At 42.7% G+C, this 19,874-nt stretch carries 11 protein-coding genes; 5 read left to right on the top strand and 6 right to left on the bottom strand.

Annotation, left to right across the window (positions count from 1 at the left end; all coding sequences use genetic code 11):
* Positions 1 to 110: 110 nt before the first annotated feature.
* The 5 genes from H6G79_RS12215 to H6G79_RS12195 all read right to left on the bottom strand — a co-directional run bounded on the left by H6G79_RS12215 (position 111) and on the right by H6G79_RS12195 (position 12,218).
* Complete coding sequence (locus tag H6G79_RS12215; protein ID WP_190590916.1) at positions 111 to 1,325, bottom strand: EAL domain-containing response regulator; 1,215 nt, start codon at positions 1,323 to 1,325, stop codon at positions 111 to 113.
* Positions 1,318 to 6,411 carry a PAS domain S-box protein gene (locus H6G79_RS12210; RefSeq protein WP_190590914.1) on the bottom strand — a complete coding sequence of 1,698 codons (5,094 nt, stop codon included), beginning with the start codon at positions 6,409 to 6,411 and terminating at the stop codon, positions 1,318 to 1,320. Before H6G79_RS12210 ends, H6G79_RS12215 begins: the two co-directional genes overlap by 8 nt.
* 361 nt (positions 6,412 to 6,772) lie before the next feature.
* Positions 6,773 to 9,472 carry a family 10 glycosylhydrolase gene (locus H6G79_RS12205; protein ID WP_190590912.1) on the bottom strand — a complete coding sequence of 900 codons (2,700 nt, stop codon included), beginning with the start codon at positions 9,470 to 9,472 and terminating at the stop codon, positions 6,773 to 6,775.
* A 375-nt stretch (positions 9,473 to 9,847) separates the two neighbouring features.
* Entirely contained in the window at positions 9,848 to 11,173 is a 1,326-nt protein-coding gene (locus H6G79_RS12200; RefSeq protein WP_190590910.1) for a TIGR03279 family radical SAM protein, read from the bottom strand.
* A gap of 85 nt (positions 11,174 to 11,258) precedes the next feature.
* Positions 11,259 to 12,218 carry an undecaprenyl-diphosphate phosphatase gene (locus H6G79_RS12195; RefSeq protein ID WP_190591112.1) on the bottom strand — a complete coding sequence of 320 codons (960 nt, stop codon included), beginning with the start codon at positions 12,216 to 12,218 and terminating at the stop codon, positions 11,259 to 11,261.
* A 449-nt stretch (positions 12,219 to 12,667) separates the two neighbouring features.
* Here H6G79_RS12195 and H6G79_RS12190 point away from each other — a divergent pair, with 449 nt between their 5' ends.
* The 5 genes from H6G79_RS12190 (at position 12,668) to mazG (ending at position 18,275) form a co-directional block, all read left to right on the top strand.
* The gene (locus tag H6G79_RS12190; protein WP_190590909.1) at positions 12,668 to 13,447 is read left to right on the top strand and encodes a DUF3120 domain-containing protein; all 780 of its coding nucleotides are present in this window, start codon (positions 12,668 to 12,670) and stop codon (positions 13,445 to 13,447) included.
* A gap of 191 nt (positions 13,448 to 13,638) precedes the next feature.
* Positions 13,639 to 14,454 (top strand): ester cyclase, encoded by an 816-nt coding sequence (locus tag H6G79_RS12185; RefSeq protein WP_190590906.1) that lies wholly within the window; start codon positions 13,639 to 13,641, stop codon positions 14,452 to 14,454.
* A 692-nt stretch (positions 14,455 to 15,146) separates the two neighbouring features.
* On the top strand, positions 15,147 to 15,575 hold the full coding sequence (gene psbU, locus H6G79_RS12180) for a photosystem II complex extrinsic protein PsbU (RefSeq protein WP_190591111.1): 429 nt from the start codon (positions 15,147 to 15,149) through the stop codon (positions 15,573 to 15,575).
* 161 nt (positions 15,576 to 15,736) lie between these two features.
* Entirely contained in the window at positions 15,737 to 17,431 is a 1,695-nt protein-coding gene (gene nadB / locus H6G79_RS12175; RefSeq protein ID WP_190590904.1) for an L-aspartate oxidase, read from the top strand.
* A 19-nt stretch (positions 17,432 to 17,450) separates the two neighbouring features.
* Positions 17,451 to 18,275 (top strand): nucleoside triphosphate pyrophosphohydrolase, encoded by an 825-nt coding sequence (gene mazG / locus H6G79_RS12170; protein WP_190590902.1) that lies wholly within the window; start codon positions 17,451 to 17,453, stop codon positions 18,273 to 18,275.
* 11 nt (positions 18,276 to 18,286) lie between these two features.
* Here mazG and H6G79_RS12165 read toward each other — a convergent pair whose 3' ends face one another.
* On the bottom strand, positions 18,287 to 19,756 hold the full coding sequence (locus tag H6G79_RS12165; protein WP_190590900.1) for an aldehyde dehydrogenase family protein: 1,470 nt from the start codon (positions 19,754 to 19,756) through the stop codon (positions 18,287 to 18,289).
* Positions 19,757 to 19,874: the final 118 nt, after the last annotated feature.

Below are 19,874 nucleotides of genomic sequence, written 5' to 3'. Positions count from 1 at the left end.
TATGCACCCATCTTGCCTTGAAATAACCAATTGAATTATATATTTAATTATCTTTAAGAAATACGAAAATTTCATGTAATCAAAACAGGGATTATAAATTTTATATAAACTTAGATATATAAATGTCGGTTACTCCATAAAAAATTCTCAAATTCTGGTGCTGGTAATGGACGACTAAATAAAAAACCCTGCATATAATCACAGTGCGCCTCACGCAAAAAATGCAATTCGTCTTCTGTTTCTACACCTTCAGCCACTACTTGCATATTTAGGTTATGTGCCATTTCAATTAAAGCTTTAGTAATGGCTGATTTTTGATAATCAACAGCTACATTATGAATAAAATAACGGTCAATTTTTAAGGTATTAATCGGTAAGTTTTTGAGATATATAAGTGAAGAATAGCCTGTACCAAAATCATCAATAGCAATTTTTAAACCTAAAGATTTTAATTTATTCATAGTAGCGATCGCACTATTGATGTCTTGCATAATCATACTTTCAGTTAGTTCAATTTCTAAATATTGGGGTTCCAGATGATTATTGTGTAAAAAATAAGTAATTTTTTGGATTAAGTCTGGCTGATGAAATTCTATCACCGACAAGTTAACGGTCATTTTCAAATAAGCAATGCCGACATCATGCCAAATCTTAATTTGTTTACAAACATTTTGTAATACCCACTGATCAATCGGGACAATTAACCCTGTAGATTCGGCAATTGGGATAAATTCTGTGGGAGTAACTAAACCTAATTCTGGACTTTGCCAACGTAATAAACTTTCAGCCGCAACAATTTGTCCAGAAGCGATATCCACAATTGGTTGATAATACACCTCAAATTCGTGAAATTTTTGTTTCTGTACCACCTGTTGTAAATTCATTTCCAACAACTGAATTTTGGGTGAAACAGTTTTAGTGAAATTTGTAGGATGAGAGAGATATTTTTTTAAAGTAGCTTGTCTTTCTAAGCGGTTCATAATTGCACTTAGTAATTCTGCCCGCGTAAATGGCTTAGTGAGATAATCATCCGCACCCATATCCATACCTTGGCGAAAATCAGACTTGGCAGATTTAGCTGTTAAAAAAATAAAGGGAATGGTTGCTGTTAATGGGTCTTTTCGTAGTGCTGTTAATACTCCATAGCCATCAACTTCTGGCATCATCATGTCACATAAAATTAAGTCTGGAGCCTCAGAAAATGCCAAATCTACACCTGTTTTGCCATTAGCAGCAGCAATTGTGTGAAAATCCTCTGCTTCTAGTAAATCCAACAGGTTTTCCCGGACAGATTCTTCATCTTCAATCACCAAGATTTTAATCATCTTTTTCCTCAATTTGCATTGTGTGATTTAATGGCAGAGAGACAGTAAAGGTAGTACCTACTCCCAAAGAACTAGTCACAGCAATTTGACCTTGATGTATATCCACACACTTCTTGACAATTGCCAGTCCTAACCCAGTTCCAAGAATATTGCCTACATTTTTAGCACGATGAAAAGACTCAAACAAATGTGGTAGGTCTTCGGGAGGAATCCCAATTCCTTGGTCTTGAATTTCTAAGATTACTTGTGCATTTGTACAAGTTATGTTTAATTTAACAGTACTCCTCTCTGGAGAATATTTAATGGCATTCGAGAGTAAATTATTCAGAATATGTCCGAGTAATTTTTCATCCATACAGCATGATATAGCAGGATATTGACTCGTAAACGTAATCCAGCAGCGATTGTTTTGATTGAGTTGTGCTTCTTCAATGATGTGATGACAGTAAGCTACTAAGTCAAAGGTTGTGGGTGTATATTCTAGTTTTCCTGCTTCTGCTTTCCCAATTACTAAAACATCATTCAACATTTCATTGATGCGGTTGACTGCGGCTTGAATGCGATGCAGGTGAGTAATTTGTTTTTCTTCTGTCCATTTATGGCGATAATGTTCGAGTAATTCCGCAGATGACAAAATCGTACTCAACGGTGTGCGAAATTCGTGAGAAGTCATCGAAACAAACCGAGATTTCAGTTCATTCAGTTCTTTTTCTTTTTCTAGGGCAACTCTGAGTTCCTGTTCTAGTTGCTTGCGTTGTGTGATGTCTGCTAAATAACCAACCATTTCCACTGGATTACCTGCATCATCCCGGACTAGTTTACCTTGGTCAGATACCCAACGGTAAGTACCATTTTTGTGGAGAAAACGATATTCTAAGCTGTAATGTTCTTGCTGTAAGATTTTATTGAATTCGGCAAACACATGCTTCACATCTTCGGGGTGGATATGGTTTGACCAAAAGTTAGGGTCTTCTGTGAAGTCCTGTGGTTGATAACCAGTGATGGAGCTAATATTGTTGCTGACAAAGGTAGGGCCAAAATTCGCGGCGGCTTTGCTGGTGTAAATTACCGCCGGACTGGATGAAAGTAAGTATTGCAGTCGCTGTTGACTGACTAATAAAGCTGTTTCTGTTTGTTTGCGTTCAGTAATATCTGTTTGAATGCCGATGTAATGGGTGAGTATGCCATCCGTGTCGTAGACAGGAGATATGTTGAGTTCATTCCACCACAGACTGCCATTTTTACGACAGTTACGCTCAACTACAGTGTAGGGTCGACCAACTTGCATGGCAGTATGGAGTTCTTGTAAAACAGATTGTTCCATATCTGCACGTTGGAATAAGCCAAAGCTTGTACCGATGACTTCATCGGCGCTGTAGCCTGTCATTTGTTCATAGGCTGGATTAACGTAAATAATTGGGCCGTTGGGAATACTGGCATCGGCAATGATAATTCCATTACTGCTGGCGGCGATCGCTCGATCACGGAGTTTTAATCCTTCTTCGGCTTGTTTGCGCGGTGTCATATCCGTATGGATAGCAACCAATCCGGCAATTTTACCAGTACTATCTTTAATGGCGTTAGCCCGTAAATAAATGTGTAATAGCAGCCCACGACGAGTTTGCATGGTCACTTCACCCCGCCATGACTCACCATTGGCGATCGCAGTTAATACTTGATTTAACTCTTGCGGATACTTGAAAATACTCTTTGAACCGCCCGCCGCTTGATATTCTTCTATGGTGTAACCGTATATTTCCGTAAATCCCGAATTAACATAAGTGATGTTACCTGTGATATCTGACATACACACAGCATCACTTGTACTTTCAATGGCTTTTTGAAAGCGCGTTAAAGATTCCTCCGCTAATTTGCGTTCTGTAATATCTGTAGATAAACCACAAACCGCGTAACACACCCCATCGGCATCTTTTAAGGGGAACTTCACTGAAAAGTAGGTGCGTACCCCATCCTCTAGAGGGACAAATTCTTCTACTTTGATGGGTAGACCATGAGTCATTACCTGAAGATTATTCTTTGCAAACCCATCGGCAATTTCTAATGGCCACAAATCATAAACACTTTTCCCGATAATTTGCTCTTGGGTGATGTTGAGTAGTTGTTGTATATAACGGTTAACCAACATAAACCGATGGTTGGTATCGAAGATATAAATCGCCGCCGCCGAGTGATCTAAAATTGCCTGGAGTTGTTGTTGAGTTGCTTGTAAAACTGTCTCAGCTTGTTTACGTTCAGTAATATCTCGATTTGTGCCACGATAGCCAATGAATTTGCCATCTGTATCAAAGACCGGCACGCCACTGGTTTCTAACCAAACTAAATGTCCGTCTTGATGAACTTGGATGTTTTCTAAACATTTAAATGGTTGTGGTGAGGCGAAAATTGCCTGAAAACCGGGGGCTAGGGTTTCATGCAATTCTGCTGGCATGAAATCTAGGGGTGTTTTTCCTAAAACTGCTTCTGGTTCGTAACCCAAAATGTCTTGAATTTTGGGACTGACGTAAGTATAAACACAGTTGAGATCCACTTCCCAGATGACATCGTAGCTAGATTCAACTAAGTTACGAAAGCGTTGTTCACTGTTTTTGAGAGCTAATTCGGCTGTAACGCGGTCATCAATGTCAGTATTTGTGCCGAACCAAGTGTAAATTTCACCTGCTTGATTTCGCCAAGGGATTGCTCGTACGAGATGCCAGCGATATGTTTGATCTGTGCCTCTGAGCAAGCGAAACGCACCTTCCAATAGTTGACCTGTAGCTAAAGATGCTTGCCAATTTGCTACACACTGGGGTATATCATCGGGATGTACCCATTGCTGCCATCCTGAACCACAAACCTGCTCTGGAGTGCAGCTATGATAGTCGAGAGCTTTTTGGTTAACGTATTCGATGCTACCATTGGCATTCGCCATCCACACATGCTGGGGTATGGATTCGGCTAATAAACGAAAGCGTTCTTCACTGATTTGTAAATCAGCCTGTGCTTGTTGGCGTTCTGTAACGTCTTCTACCGTCCCCAACAGGCCAATAACATTACCTGCAACGTCATGGATAGGGATTTTACTAATTTCTATCCAAGTGTGTTTGCCATTCACTAGTCGCAGGTATGAAATCAGATGATGTTCTGGTTGATGAGTTGCCATTACTCTGGCATCGCATTCATGGTGAAAGTCTGCTTCTGATTTATTTGCCAGAAATTCATCGACGGTTTTGCCAATAATATCTTCTGGTTTTTCCACACCCACAATTGTGGCAAAGTTCCGATTACAACCCAAAACCACAGAATTGCAATCCTTCCACATAATGCCTTGAGGAATGGCATCCATGACTAATTGCAACATACTTTGAGACTGCCGTAATTGGGCTTCAATCATTTGACGTTCGGCAATTTCCGTTAATAATTGCTGATTGGTTTGCTGTAGGGCGGTGGTGCGCTCTCTAACTCGCTGTTCTAATTCTTGGTTGGCTTGTTTGAGTGCGGCTTGTGTTTGTTTGAGTTCGGTGATGTCTCGTCCTTCACTAATCAGGAGGATGATTTGGCCTGTTTCATCTTTGAGGGGTTTGAGGGAAAAATCTATGGTGCGGACTGTTTGGTTAGCACCTAAAATATCGACTTCGTAACGGATAAATTCTCCCCTGGACGCGATCGCAATTGCTTGTTTTAATTGCTGTGGAATAGTAGGTGAACTCTGCCACCAGGGAGTTTCCCAAAACAATTGGCCGAATACATCTGGCGCTTGTAGTTCTCCAAAATCAAGTAATGTCTGGTTGGCTTCGAGTAATTTGCCTTCTGGAGTGAGTAAGCCAGAAAACTGAAATGTGCCATTGAAAATTGCCCGGAATCTTCTTTCGCTTTCGTGCATGGCGGCTTCTGCTTGGATGCGTTCAGTCACATCTACATCTATAGCGACGAAGCGATAGATTTGTCCATAATCATTTTTGAGGGGAAAGATTTTGCTAGAAATCCAGCGTTGCTCACCATCAGGGCGGACAATCTGGTATCTTTCATCAAAACATTCGCCAGTGAATAACTTTTGAAACGCTGCCATGACGCGATCGCGGTCTGATGGCTCAATGGCGGCAAAATATGATTGAGGATCTGCCATGAGGCGATCGCAACTTCTCCCCCAAATTTTTTCATAAGCTGGGCTAACATACTCTAATTTTTGTTGAGTTGCATCCCAGACATAAAAAGCTTGGGGTAGATTTTCGGTTAATTGGCGAAATAATTCTTCACTTTTCTGTAATGCTGCTTCTGCCAATTTACGCTCGGTAATGTTGCGGTGAATAGCCAAAAAGTGCGTGACTTGTGCTTGATCATCTTTAATCGGCACTAAGTTCATATCCACCCAATAAGTTGAGCCATCCTTGCGATAGCTAAGTAACTCGGTTCTAATGGGCAACCCTGCTTGTACAGCCGCAAACAGTCGATTCATTTCTGTAGGGCTAGTTTGTTCACCATGTGAAAATCGCGGTGTTTTTCCCATGACTTCTTCTAGGGTGTAGCCAGTCATCTGCGTAAATGCTCTATTGGCATAAACTATCCTTGGTTCTATCTGGCCGTTATTGAGGTGAGCGGCTGTAATTAAAATTGAATCGTTGGCATTGACTACGGCTGACTCTAGTAAACGCAGTCTTTCGGTTTCGGCGCTGCTTTGAGTTGATTGTTCTAGTACTTGACAAATACTTTTGGGTGTAACCGTGCCGATTAGTTGACCTGCTTCATCAATAATTGGCAAAATATTTAACTGATGCTGATGTAACAGTGATAATACGGCAGTGATATCCTGAAATTCAGATATTTTCAGTGTAATTACAGGAGATTGCATCACCTCCGTAATTTTAGTATTTTGACAGTCAATATTTGCAGCTACAATTTTCACCACATCTTGTGCTGTCAACCGTCCTATTACTTGGGAAACTGAAGCTACTAGCACATCCACACCACACTTTGCCATCAGCGAGATTACCTCTGATACTGTTGCTTCCGGCTGAACCGTTAGTGGCGAAAAGTCAATTACAGCCTCTAAGCTGTGGAGCCAGAGATTTTGTTCTTGAGTATACATAGATAATCACGATAGCTATCATCAATGAATAGTTATCTCAACTTATATATTCCCGTATGTTCTGGGATTGGGCAGGTAAATTAATAATATTATCCTAATGAAAAATACTGTAAGTATAATGTAAATTTTGGATGAAGAAATCAAAATATTAAGAATGGTTAATATAGCAATTCGATTTGGTTTCCGAATTGACTTGTGTGGGAGGGAAGTAGGGAGTGGGGTGGGGAGTGGGGAGTGGGGAGTGGGGAGTGGGGAATGGGGAGTATGAGACTGGTGAACTCAAGGTTTTAAAGGTGATGTGTTTAACCCATCGTTAATTGACTAACAGCCTCATAACTCCTCATAACTCATAACTCCTTACTCAACGTAATTGCGATCGCCTCTCGCCATAACGCAACAATCTTTCAATCGTGGCTAGGCGATTTTCCCACACTTTGACTTGATAAGGGTTATTAGTCCCGGCTTCTCGCATCCAAATGCGAAATTGCGTCTGGAAGCGAGTTAAAGAAGCTTTGGCGGTGAGTAGTTTAGCGGGAGAAGGTGCAGCCGCCAATTGCGTTAACGCTTTTTCGACTACTTCGATTTGATTGTTAAAATCAGCAATGTTAATGGCTGGGAAGGGGATTTGCTCGTTTTGGATGACTAACTGCCATTCACGTTTTAACAATCCATAACGCACCACGGCTGTTTCAAAAGGTTGGCGTAGGGGAATTGGTTCATCAGCCACCGATGGCAGTTTACCTTGAGTACTATTAAAGATTTTCAGCAAATCATTATTAAAATTCTCAGCCGCAAACAAGGCATAACCACTAGCAGGTAAATCTCGAATCAGTTGTAATTGGTCAAAGGCGGCTAAATTTGGTAACGATAGTAAACGAATTCCTGGAACTAGTAAAGTAGAACCCAACTGACTAGAAGCTATCCAAGGTTGGGCAAGACGTTGGAAACGGGCAGTATCTTGAGCATAAGTCATCGGGACAATTACATCTATATCGCCTCGCCTCGCCCAGACTTCCCAATGTTGTTGGAGTTTCTGAATCCGTTCTCGTTCTGGTAAGGGAAACACCGCCACCGACAAAATTAAATCTTCCCGCTTTTGCCGCACCATTGCTGAGACTTCAGCCACAAAGCTATCGATTTGTTGGGTGCGAAATTCTGTCCACTTTTGCCATAACTCGGTTTGGCTAGGGGAAATCGTCAAGGGATCGACACCAGTTAACTGTTGAAATTGCGCTCTGGCGGCTTTGCCATAGCCGTAAATTCTGCCAGCCAAGGGATCTTGGAAGGGATAGCGAATGTAATCTAGCTGCAAACCATCTACTTGATATTCGCTGACAATTTCCTCAAACAACTTCAGAAGATATTGGCGCAATTCTGGGTTAGCTGGATCAAAAAATGGTTTGGTTTGACCAGGGGGAATGGTGTTACCTTTGTTGTCGTAGTTTGCCCAATCGGGATGGGCGGCTAGGACTGGCCCTGGATAATCGGGATGAACATTAATTACTTGGTTGTGGCGTTGGTTCCCGGCGGCAAAAGCCCACACCCAAGCGTGTAATTCCATATCACGTTCATGGGCTAATTTCACCGCCACGGCTAAGGGGTTCCAGCCTCGAATCAGGGGGTTTTGCTGGGGTGCAACTTTACTGGGGTAAATGGGATAACTGGCGTTGAGGGTTTCAAAAAAAACCGTGTTAATCCCTGACTGTGCCAAGCGGTCAAAAATTTCGGCTAATTTTTTTTCACCACCAGCCCGGACAATTGTCCCCCTATCTAACCAGACGGCGCGGATTTCGGCGGGGGCTAATCTTCGGTTCAGGGGAAAATGTTTCCACAAATTGGTTCTGGTGGCTAACCATTGTTGCCGGACTAGGGCATAGTTTTTATTGGCGAGGAGTTGGGGAATGTTTTTGGCGACTAGTCGCGCTTGGGCAATGGCTTGTTCTTTACTCTGGCTAGATAACCCTGGTCTGGTGGAGGCGACACGGGTTTCATCTTCTTTCAGGGATTGGGGGTTGCTGGTGATGGTTTCATCCAGATTCGCTGTGTGAACTGCGGCGGCTAAATGGGCGCTTTCTACCCGACTAATTAAATTTTCTAATTCTTGCTGGAGAGCGATCGCTTCTTTTTCATCAATGGGTGCATTAGAATTTGGTTCGACATTCCAATGTACTGTTTGTTCTAGTTGGTCAATGGCTTCGGCTGGGGATGATGGGCGGGGGGCGCGGGGAACAAGTGGTACTTGGGGAACTACAGGTGTAACAGGGGTCATATTCGCGGTAGCAGTCTCGATGGTGGTTGCACAGCGAGAGTCAGCCCCAGGAATTTTTTGCTGTCCTGAAGATGGGGCAGTGAGATGATGATCAATGGCAGCTTTTAACCAAGCATTATCTAATTCAAAACTGGAAGCTGCATCTGTTCCCCAACGCCAGCCGAATAAGGTAGACCATTCTGTACTGACAACGGCGGCGGGATTATCTTGGGCATTCCAAACGGCGGTGGCTTGACTAGCCCCACCTTCAGGAATAATCACACCGCCACGCACTTGCCCAAATAGTTCTTTTTGGTTAGCCCATTTTTGTGGTTTAGTGGTGGCTGGTTTGATTTGTTGTGTTTCATCTAAACCAAACCCCCAATAACTCCCCAAGAGCGATCGCAATAACTGCCGGACTCCCGGTGCTGATAAACTGCCGACAGGGCCACTGGCAATGACTTTACCGCCTTTACTCACCCAGGATTCTAACGCGATCGCTTGGGCTGGGTTTAAGGTTTCGACGTTGGGTAGAAATAATACTCTGCGATCGCCCCAATCAGCACCGCTTCTCACTTGTGTTAAGGGAATTACGCAATACCTCACCCCAAGTGCTTGTAAGCGTTTAGTAATTCCTGTCCATTGCTGTTGGTTTTCTGCACTCTGGACTACACTGAATACAGGTTCTGCATCTGCCGCCCTGACTGATAAAATATTAAAACTAGTTAAACAATTAATCATTAAAAAGTTAAAACTAAAAATGAAGAATCTGGCTCTTTTGGTGACTTTGATTGCAGTTTCCTGATTCTTCACTTTTAATCCTCACTTTAATTTAGTATTTAACAGTACTTATTATTTATCATTCAGCATAACAATAAAATGCCTCCGAAAAACAACTGATGTTTTTATATTTGTCAAATAAAAGTTAGGATTCAAAATTTAGGTTTTAACGAACCGCAAAGGGCGCAAAGGACACAAAGAAGAAGAGAGAAGAGAGAGAAGAAAAAATTACAGAGTTTTTCTGTTGAGTGTATTACAAGTGGATAGGATATAGAGACTAGAGACTAGATAAATGCGCCTCATTGGGATGAAAAACGCTTTACACATGATTCAGGATTGCTATGAATGAATCACCCACAACTCTCTACCTTGTCCCCCTTGTCCCCCTTGTCTCTTTTACTCAAACAATCATCCTACACAAGTATTAATCAATTCTTCCACTCCCGCGACTGGGAATATTTTTGTATTTAATTTTGTCTCTAAGTCTGCAACTTTGACATCATCTAAAAATACTAATTCGCCATGTTTAAGCATGACATTTGGCAGCAAAATTCCATCACATAAATCTTTATTTTGCAAATTTAAAAGTAAATCATGCCCTGTAAGTAAGCCAGTAACACTAATAGCTTGCCCCCAATAATCACTGGCTAAAGCCATCATATTTACTTCTAAACCATCAACAGAATTTAGGCGTTGCAATATCGGTTGAAATGCTTTTTCAACGGCGTTACCTACTACCCAAGTAAATTTTCTGGGTGGAGAAATTTGGCTTGGGAGTAATTGCGTTGCGGCAGATGCAAATTGCTTGATAAATAACTGAATTGAACCGACACCGTTATCAATTTGCGGATAGTCTTCGTATTCCGCTTCTGTTGGTAGTTCTTCCCCGGCAATTAAAAACCATTCATCGGCTAACCAGACAACATTTGAGCCACATTTTTGGCGAAATTGTTTGGCGATCGCTCTCACCTGTAAAATAACTTCTTGGGCTTTTTCTCTGGTAACAGGTATCAGTTCATCTTCTGACGGACGAAACCGCGTCAAACCTACCGGCACGACTGCCACCGATGCCACGGCAGGTACATCACCAGTATAAAATGACGCTAAATCTGTGAGTGTTTGTTCCAGATGTTCGCCATCATTAATTCCTGGGCAAACCACTACTTGAGCATGAATTTGCAAGCGTCTTTTTTGGAACCAGCGCAATTGTTCCATAATTTGTCCCGCACGCTGATTTTTCAGCAACCGGATTCTAATATCTGGTTCGGTGGCGTGAACTGACACAAATAACGGCGACAAGCGCATTTGTTCAATTCGCTGCCATTCCCGTTCGGGTAAATTGGTTAACGTCAGGTAAGAACCATACAAAAAGCTCAAACGATAATCATCGTCTTTTAAATACAAGCTTGAGCGTTTACCTGGGGGTTGTTGATCAATAAAGCAAAACGGACAGCGATTATTACACTGAATTAAAGCATCAAATAAAGCGGTTTCAAATTCCAACCCTAAATCATCGTCGTAGTCTTTTTCAATTTCAACGTGATGGGTTTTGCCAGTACTATCTAAAACTTCTAATTCTAAAAATTCATCTGCACAGAGAAATTGATAATCAATTAAATCGCGGGGACGTGTACCATTAATAGCAACGATCGCATCCCCCACCTCAAAGCCAATCTCAGAGGCGATGGAGTCGGGTAGCACCTTGGTAATTTTGGCTGGATGAAGGTTAGTCATGGGAAGTATGAAGTGAGAAGTATGAAGTGTGAAGTATTATTTTTTCAATCTTCACTCTTCATAATTTATCCTTCATCCTTACGGATTAACTATTTTTCAAAATTCCAGCACTGATCGCACCTAAAATAGCTATACCAAAGGCGAGGCGATACCAAATGAATACCCAGGTGCTTTTGGTTTTGAGGAAGCGGAGTAAGCCAGCGATGGATATATAAGAAAATATCGCCGCCGAAATCACACCAGCAATTAAGGGTAAGAATCCTGTACTGCTAACTTCACCCAAAGCACTTTTTAACTCGACTAACCCAGCTAGGGTAATGGCGGGAATGCCAAGTAAAAAGGAAAATCGGGCGGCTGTTTCCCGTTGTAAAGTCATAAATAAGCCGGCGGTTAAGGTAGAACCAGAACGAGAAACTCCAGGAATTAACGCCAAAGATTGGGCTAAACCCATCAATAGCCCATCATTCATGGTTAATTGTTCAAAGTCCCGTTCCCGCTTGCCGAGTTTTTCTGCTATTCCCAACAATATAGACATGACTATCGAGGCGATCGCGATCGCGCCGATACTTCTAATTGGTGAATTATCATAATCTGGGATAAATCTTTTAATTAATAAGCCAAAAAAGACTATTGGCAAGGTTCCTAAAGCAATGCCGATAGATAAACGCAAATCATAATCAGCATAATCTTTTTGCGCGATCGCTCGAAACGCCCCGGTGGCAATTTTTGTCAAATCTCCCCAGAAATACCACAGCACCGCCGCAATACTCCCCAACTGAATTACCGCCGTAAACGCCACTCCCGGATCACCCCAACCAAGGACTACAGGTACAACTTTTAAATGGGCGGTACTACTAATCGGCAGGAATTCTGTCATTCCCTGCACAAAGCCTAAAACAATTGCTTGCAAAATATTCATTTGCTGCACTCCCCCAGCCTCTGGGGTGGGTGGAGTACTCAGGACTTTGAGTGGAAATGCCGCAACTGAAATTATTGCTGAGGCGACACTCATAAACACGAACCATTGACGTTTTGATAAAGCCATCAGTCTACCTGCGATCGCTGCGATTACAACCAATTACACAAACATCTTTTTGAGAAGCCTACAGGATACTTATACCCGAATTTCTCTCGTATGGGTGGGGAGTGTGGGGAGAGGGGGAAGTGTGGGGAGTGAGGGGGGAAAGATTTCTTTACTATCCTTCTAAACCTCCCAAACTTCCCACACCCCTGGATTTCTCTCTTGTAAGAAATCCAGGTTATAGCAGGGGATAGGTTACAGGTTACAGGCAAAAAGTCTATCCGTTCAAACTGTTTGTCAGCCCATATTCTCCCTCATCTCCCTTGTCCCCCTTGTCCCCCTCATCTCCCCATACCCCTCCAAAAAGACATTCCCAATTACGCAAAATCTCGGTACAATAAAAATGCCCCAGGGGGGGATTTATGGGTATGTTATCTTAAATAAGATAAAGATTAGTTACAATTATTAAAACTTTGATTAATAACACATTGTTTACTTACAACGCCTCTACCACCACTATTGATAAGAAATTATCTGTAAAGAACGCTGCTTCACTGGGTATAGAAGAATTAGAATCTACACTTTCTGCGTCGCCATCTTTACCATTGTTAATATCGTCCCGACAAACTTGGTTAGTGTTGGCGGCGGCGGTGTTTTTAGTATCAGTGCCAGTATTTATTGAAGCACCATTGGTGCGATCGCTACCCGGCCTCAGTTTAGCTATGACTGGATTTTGGGTATGGTTGAGTTTTCGCTTAATGTCTCGTCCTGCAACATACCTGTGGGGGGATTTACTTTTAGGGTTTAGCTGGAGTTGGTTGGCAGGGGCAATTTATTGGGGTTGGCTGCGTTGGGAACCTTTGTGGCATTTACCAGTGGAGTCTATCGGCTTACCATTTGCTTGTTGGTGTATAGCAAGAAACTGGTGCAAGGTTGGTAGTTGGTTTTATTTAGGTTCTTTATTCGGTACAGTTTTAACCGATGTATATTTCTATATAGTTGATTTAATGCCCTATTGGCGACAAATCATGCAAGTCGAACCGGATAGTGTGTCGCCGATTTTACAAGCTGCTGTTACTCAAGTCCGTACACCTTGGGGTCAAACTTGGGCAATAGCGTTGGCATTAGTATTACTCACAGCCGGAACTTTGCCTTTACGTCAGCAGCAAAAACACTGGTTTGCATTTGGGGGAGCAGTTTTAAGTACTATTTTGGTAGACAGTTTATTTCTACTAGCTGCCTTAGTCGCTTAAATTTACAAAATTTCTGAGTTGGCTAAGGTTGGATCAACTATCAACTAACTGCAACATCAGTAGTTAATTATTCATAAAATCTGCTCAAAAAGCTGTAAACTTGTGGCGATCGCACTTCGGGGATATCTCTGCAACTCGCTAAATATCAGGATTTACAAGTTCTTGTTGGTAATTTTTGAGCAGAGGTATTTATGACTGAAATTAACATTGAAAATCTGCCACTTTGGGTACAAGAAAGAGACATCGTACTTAAATACAATACTCAGGCGACATGGCGTTATGGTGAGCAACCAGATTACACCCGCTCTAATGAAAATTTAGCTAAAGAAAGTCTGTGTAATCATCCAGCAAATTCCCTGGAAAAACTTGTCCAGAATTTGGTCAGAACTTTCGACATTGAAGCTAATTTCAAAACAAATCCTCAAGAGTGGTTGTCTGTAGTTCAAGATAAATTTCGGATGAGTACCAATGGCGGAACTAGCTATACATTAGAGGATTTAGTTCAGGCAGGTACTTACAAACTTTTGATTGGCAAGACCCAGCACTATCAAGCTCCCCAAGAAGATTTTGAATCTTCTACTCAGCTATTTCACACTGCATTTCCCGATGGTTTTTTGTGGGAAGTATTAGAAGTTTATTCTGCACCTCCTACCATTGCTTTTAAATGGAGGCATTGGGGACATTTTCGCGGTAATTTTAAAGATTATGTTCCGACTGGGCAGATGATTGAAGTGGTGGGTATGAGTATTGTTCAAGTAACAGAAAACTGCAAAATTCTGTCTTTAGAACACTATTACGACAATGGAAAATTTCTCAATCAATTAACTTCTGGTGGCAAAATGGGCAATGCTACTCAACAGCAGCTAACCCCAGCAGGAACACCATCAGCTAATTCTGGGAAAACAACTTTTTTGGGTTTTTTCCGGCGCTTCTTACCAAATAGAACCAAACCAGCATCGGCTAATTCAAACGCTAGTGGTTGTCCATTTGCCGCTTTATTACGTTAATCTCCGCACTGGGTGTAAGGGTTTAAGGGTGTAGGGGTGTCTGACAAGTGTAGGTTTTTTACGTTATGCCCCATAGGGTGTAGGGGTGTAAGGGTGTGAGGGGGATGGAACTCTGATTAAATTGTGATTTTTAGAGTCGCTACTTATCACTCTGTTAAAAACCTACTCTTGTGAGTGTAGTGGTGTAGGGGCTGACAGGTGTAACTTTTTTCCTTCCCTACACCGCAAATCCTTGATGTTTCATCTTCAAATTTCCCGGTGCAGCTTTACAAAAAGTTACAAAGTTATCAAACAGTAAATTCAGGCTGCAATTCTGGCGTTATTCTGCCAGGAAGCAATATCAGCCAACAAGCAAGAGTATCCTAGCCAGCGTTGTAGGAAGCACAGCACAGCTGTAGCGATGTCAGTAAGTCAGAGAAGTAAAATAATTTTTGCCAAAAATAGTGTCAAACCCAGTAACAGTAAATATTGTGGATATTAATACGCTGTATATTAGTTTCTGATGACTGCTGTGTGTTGATTGAGCGATCAGTTCCTAGTCAAGAGTCGCTATTGCTGTTATCGGCTGTGCCGAGTTGTAGCAACTGGCGTTGAAAAATCAAGAGTCATAACTATGCCTCAAAGATTATAAACTGTTGACAGCTGTCAGCTTAAAGCCATTATTCAGTTTGATGGAAAGAGGTAAAAAAGTCGTGAAAAGATTGGTGCGTTTATTAACAGTATTTAGTTTGTTGCTGGGTTGCTGGGGATGGTTAGGTACAACAGGTGTAGCCCAAGCTGCTGGGATCAACAGTTTGGCTTTACCACAAGTGCCTGTTTTAGCAGTGGAGTTACGTAACCGGGCAGATCAAAAGTTAGCAACGGAATTTGGTAAAAAAATTGATTTAAACAACACCAATGTCCGCGCTTTCCAAAATTACCCCGGTTTGTATCCTACCCTAGCTAAGAAAATCATCAAAAATGCACCTTACAAAAGTGTAGAAGATGTGCTGAATATTGAAGGATTGAGCGATCGCCAAAAACAAATCCTCCAAGCTAATTTCGACAACTTCACCGTTACCGAACAAGAATCAGTCTTCAACGAAGGAGACGATCGCTTTAACAACGGTATCTACAGATAAGCTCAATTATCGTTAATGTAGAGATATAGTAGTCCACTCCCAATTTTTGGGGGTGGTTCTCTTATAGAGTGCTGAGTGTTGAGTGCTGAGTGCTGAGTGTTGTACACTGAGCGTAGTCGAAGTGTAAGTGCTGATCGTAAAAATTTTCCCCTATCTGAACTTTGCCTGAAATAGAAATTCCTCGCCAATTTGATGTGATAGTAGTCGGCGCTGGCGCTGCTGGACTATACACAGCGTTGTGTTTGCCAGAATCTTTGCAAGTCGGCTTAATTACTAAAGAAACTGTTACTTTGTCTGCTAGTGATTGGGCGCAAGGCGGAATTGCGGCGGCGATCGCTCCTGAAGATTCGCCACAGTTGCACATTGAAGATACAATTCAAGCTGGTGCTGGTTTGTGCGATCGGCAAGCTGTAGAATTTCTCGCCCAAGAAGCCCCTAACTGTATTCAATCTTTGGTAAATTTGGGCGTAGCTTTTGACCGTCATGGTAACGCCTTAGCTTTAACTTTAGAAGCTGCCCATTCTCGTAACCGGGTGCTTCATGCTGCTGATACCACTGGTCGAGAAGTCACAACTACTTTAACAGCGCAAGTATTACATCGCCAAAATATTCAAGTTATTCAGCAAGCTTTAGCCTTGAGTTTGTGGTTAGAACCCGAAACAAATCGCTGTCAAGGAATTAGCTTGTTTTATCAAGGTGAAATTACGTGGGTAAAAGCCAAAGCCGTAGTTCTCGCTACTGGTGGCGGTGGTCAAGTTTTTGCCCAAACAACTAACCCCGCCGTCAGTACAGGTGATGGGGTGGCGATCGCTTGGCGGGCTGGGGCTGTTCTGCGAGATTTGGAATTTGTGCAGTTTCACCCCACAGCTTTAACAAAACCAGGCGCAGATCGCTTTTTAATTAGTGAGGCTGTCAGAGGCGAAGGCGCACATTTAGTTGATGATACCGGGCGACGCTTTGCCTTTGACTATCACCCCGCCGGAGAACTCGCGCCCAGAGATGTGGTGAGTCGAGCGATTTTTAGCCATCTGCAAAAAACGGCGGTTGATCCAGCTACCGCCCATGTCTGGTTAGATATGCGCCCCATCCCGCCTGATAAAATTCAACATCGCTTTCCCAACATCATCAAAGTTTGTCAGCGTTGGGGAATTGATGTATTTCATGAACCAATTCCCGTTGCGCCTGCGGCCCATTACTGGATGGGTGGAATTGTCGCTGATTTACAAAATCACACCAATATTCCGGGTTTATACGCGGTCGGAGAAACTGCGAGTACGGGAGTACATGGAGCCAATCGTTTAGCGAGTAACTCCTTACTAGAATGTATTGTGTTTGGCGCACAGATGGCAAATATTCAATTGACAGATGTGGAACTACAACCAGAGTTGTCAGATTTATCTGTGCGGGAATTTAATTTAGATGAAAATGCTTGGCAAGCCCAGCAAGCACAAATAGCAGCATTACGGGAGAAATTACCCCGTTTAGTCTGGCAAAGTGCGGGGATTTGTCGAGAAAAAGCAAGATTAGACGAGGCGATCGCAACAATAGCAGCTTGGCAGCAAGATTTTGTTAATTTACCTTTGAGTCAATTCTTGCTGTCTTTGCGTGCCAACGAAACTGTGAAGTTCCAAACTCTGGGTATAGAACGCCAATTAAGACTTTGGGCAGAAACTCGCAATCTACTGGATGTAGCTAATTTAACTCTCAGAAGTGCTGCTTTCAGAACAGAAAGCCGGGGCGGACACTATCGCATCGATTACCCAGAAACCAATCCAGATTGGCAAATTCACACAATTGTACAATCACTTCATTGGAGTAAATCTACACCTGATGTTAGAGATTTAAAGAAGTATTAAACTAGGCGACAGATTAGTTATGGAATTAAATCAAAATCAGGCTGAAACATTGGCGGCGTTACAAGAATTAATTGATGTGGTGGCAAAATTGCGATCGCCTGATGGTGGTTGTCCTTGGGATTTGGCACAAACTCCACAAACTCTGATCCCCTACGTGATTGAAGAAGCTTACGAAGTGGTGGACGCAATTAAAAGTAATGATCAAGTTGCCATTACTGAGGAATTAGGCGATTTACTTTTACAAGTTGTTTTACAAGCCCAAATCGCCAGCGAAGATCAGCAATTTTCCCTCAAAGAAGTCGCCCAAGGCATTTCCCAAAAACTCATCCGTCGCCATCCCCATGTTTTTGGTGATGTGTCGGTGCAGAATGTGGATGAAGTGCGGCAAAACTGGGAACAAATCAAGGCGGCAGAAAAAGGTGAACCAACCCCAGAAAAGCACCAACTCAGTGCTAAACTCAGCCGTTATGGGCGCACTCTTCCCCCGTTGATGGCAGCAATGAAAATTTCCCAAAAAGCGGCGGCGGTAGGCTTTGAATGGGAAAACATTGATGGCGTGTGGGCAAAGTTTCACGAAGAATTGGCAGAGTTTCAGCAAGCTGTGGCGGAGGAAACACCAGAACGTCAAGAATCTGAATTAGGGGATTTATTATTTGCTGTACTGCAACTTGCCCGTTGGTATAATCTTGACCCTAGCGCCGCTTTGCAAGGAACAAATCAGCGATTTGTCCAGAGGTTACAAAAAATGGAGGCAGTGGTTGACCGCCCCCTTTCTGATTACAGTTTGGATGAGTTAGAAACGCTCTGGCAACAGGCAAAAGCCCAACTTGCCAAAGAGCCTTGATACATACCAGTTTACAGTTTGATGGTAACAGTCTTAACTTCGGTGTATTGCTGTAAGCCATATTCACCTAGTTCCCGACCAATACCAGATTGCTTGAAACCACCAAAGGGTGCAGCAGCATCAAATACGTCGTAGCAATTGACCCAGACTGTACCTGCACGGAGATTGTTGGCGATCGCATGAACTTTGGTAACATCCTGTGTCCAGACGGCGGCGGCGAGTCCGTACATGGTGTTATTTGCCCGTTCAATGACTTCGTGAATATCTTTGAATTTAATAATGCTCAGTACAGGGCCAAAGATTTCTTCTTGGGCAATTTTCATGTCATCACGCACATCAGCAAAAACTGTAGGGGCGATAAAGTAACCTTTGTCACCAACTTGTTGTCCACCACAAAGCATCTGAGCGCCTTCTCGCATCCCAGATTCGATGTAACTCATGACTTTGTTAAATTGCTCTTGGTCTACCTGCGGCCCTTGTTCTGTAGCAGCATCAAAGGGATCGCCGACAATTCGCTGTCTAGCTTTTTCCACAGTTCTCGCCACAAATTCGTCATAGCATTTTTCTTCGACAAATAGCCGCGAACCAGCACAACAGCATTGACCTTGGTTAAAGAATAAAGCTTCGTGGGAACCTGCGATCGCGGCATCCATGTCTGCATCCGCAAACACAATATTTGGGCTTTTTCCACCGAGTTCTAAAGTGACACGCTTTAAGTTACTTTTCGCCGCCGCTTCCATAATCAGGTGTCCCACTTCTGTGGAACCTGTGAAAGCAACTTTGTCGATGTCTCGATGATATGCGATCGCTGCCCCAGCCGTTGGGCCGTATCCTGATAACAGATTCACTACCCCAGGGGGAAAACCAGCCTCAATAATTAATTCTCCCACCCGTAATGCTGATAACGGTGTTTGTTCCGCCGTTTTCATCACCACAGTATTACCTGTTGCCAAAGCTGGGGCTAATTTCCACGCCTGCATTAACAAGGGGAAATTCCACGGGATAATTTGCCCAACTACCCCCACAGGCTCATGACGGGTGTAGCAAAAGTAAGGGCCGTTAATCGGGATAGTTTTACCTTGGACTTTATCAGCCCAACCTGCGTAATAGCGATAACAGGCAATAACTAAACCCAAGTCTCCTAAAGAATCTTGTAGTGGTTTGCCGTTATCTAGGGTTTCTAGTCGCGCTAACTCGTCAATATTCTGTTCAATTAAATCAGCTAACCGATAAAGCAACTCACCCCGACGGGTTGCAGACATATTGCGCCATTCCCCACCTTTAAAGGCGTGACGTGCTGCTTGCACGGCTTTATCGACATCGGCTGCATCTGCTTCTGCGACTTCGCAGATCACATCGCCTGTAGTTGGATTGATTGTGGCAAATCGGCGACCACTGACACTATCTACCCACTCATTATTAATCAGTAGTTTGGTTGGGCCGATTTTGACCTGCTGTTTCGGTTCTGTCGTTGTAACCATCAGGCCCTCCTAAAGCTTTTGGAGAAAAATTGGCTGAAATCTATTAATTATGTTGTCGGGAATACAGTATTATGGACGATTTTCTTTATAAATCTTTTGATTTTCGCCGACTGAACAA

It is taken from the genome of Anabaena sp. FACHB-83 (genome assembly GCF_014697485.1).
Taxonomy (GTDB): domain Bacteria; phylum Cyanobacteriota; class Cyanobacteriia; order Cyanobacteriales; family Nostocaceae; genus Nostoc_B.
This window is presented reverse-complemented; position numbering and strand designations above follow the sequence as displayed.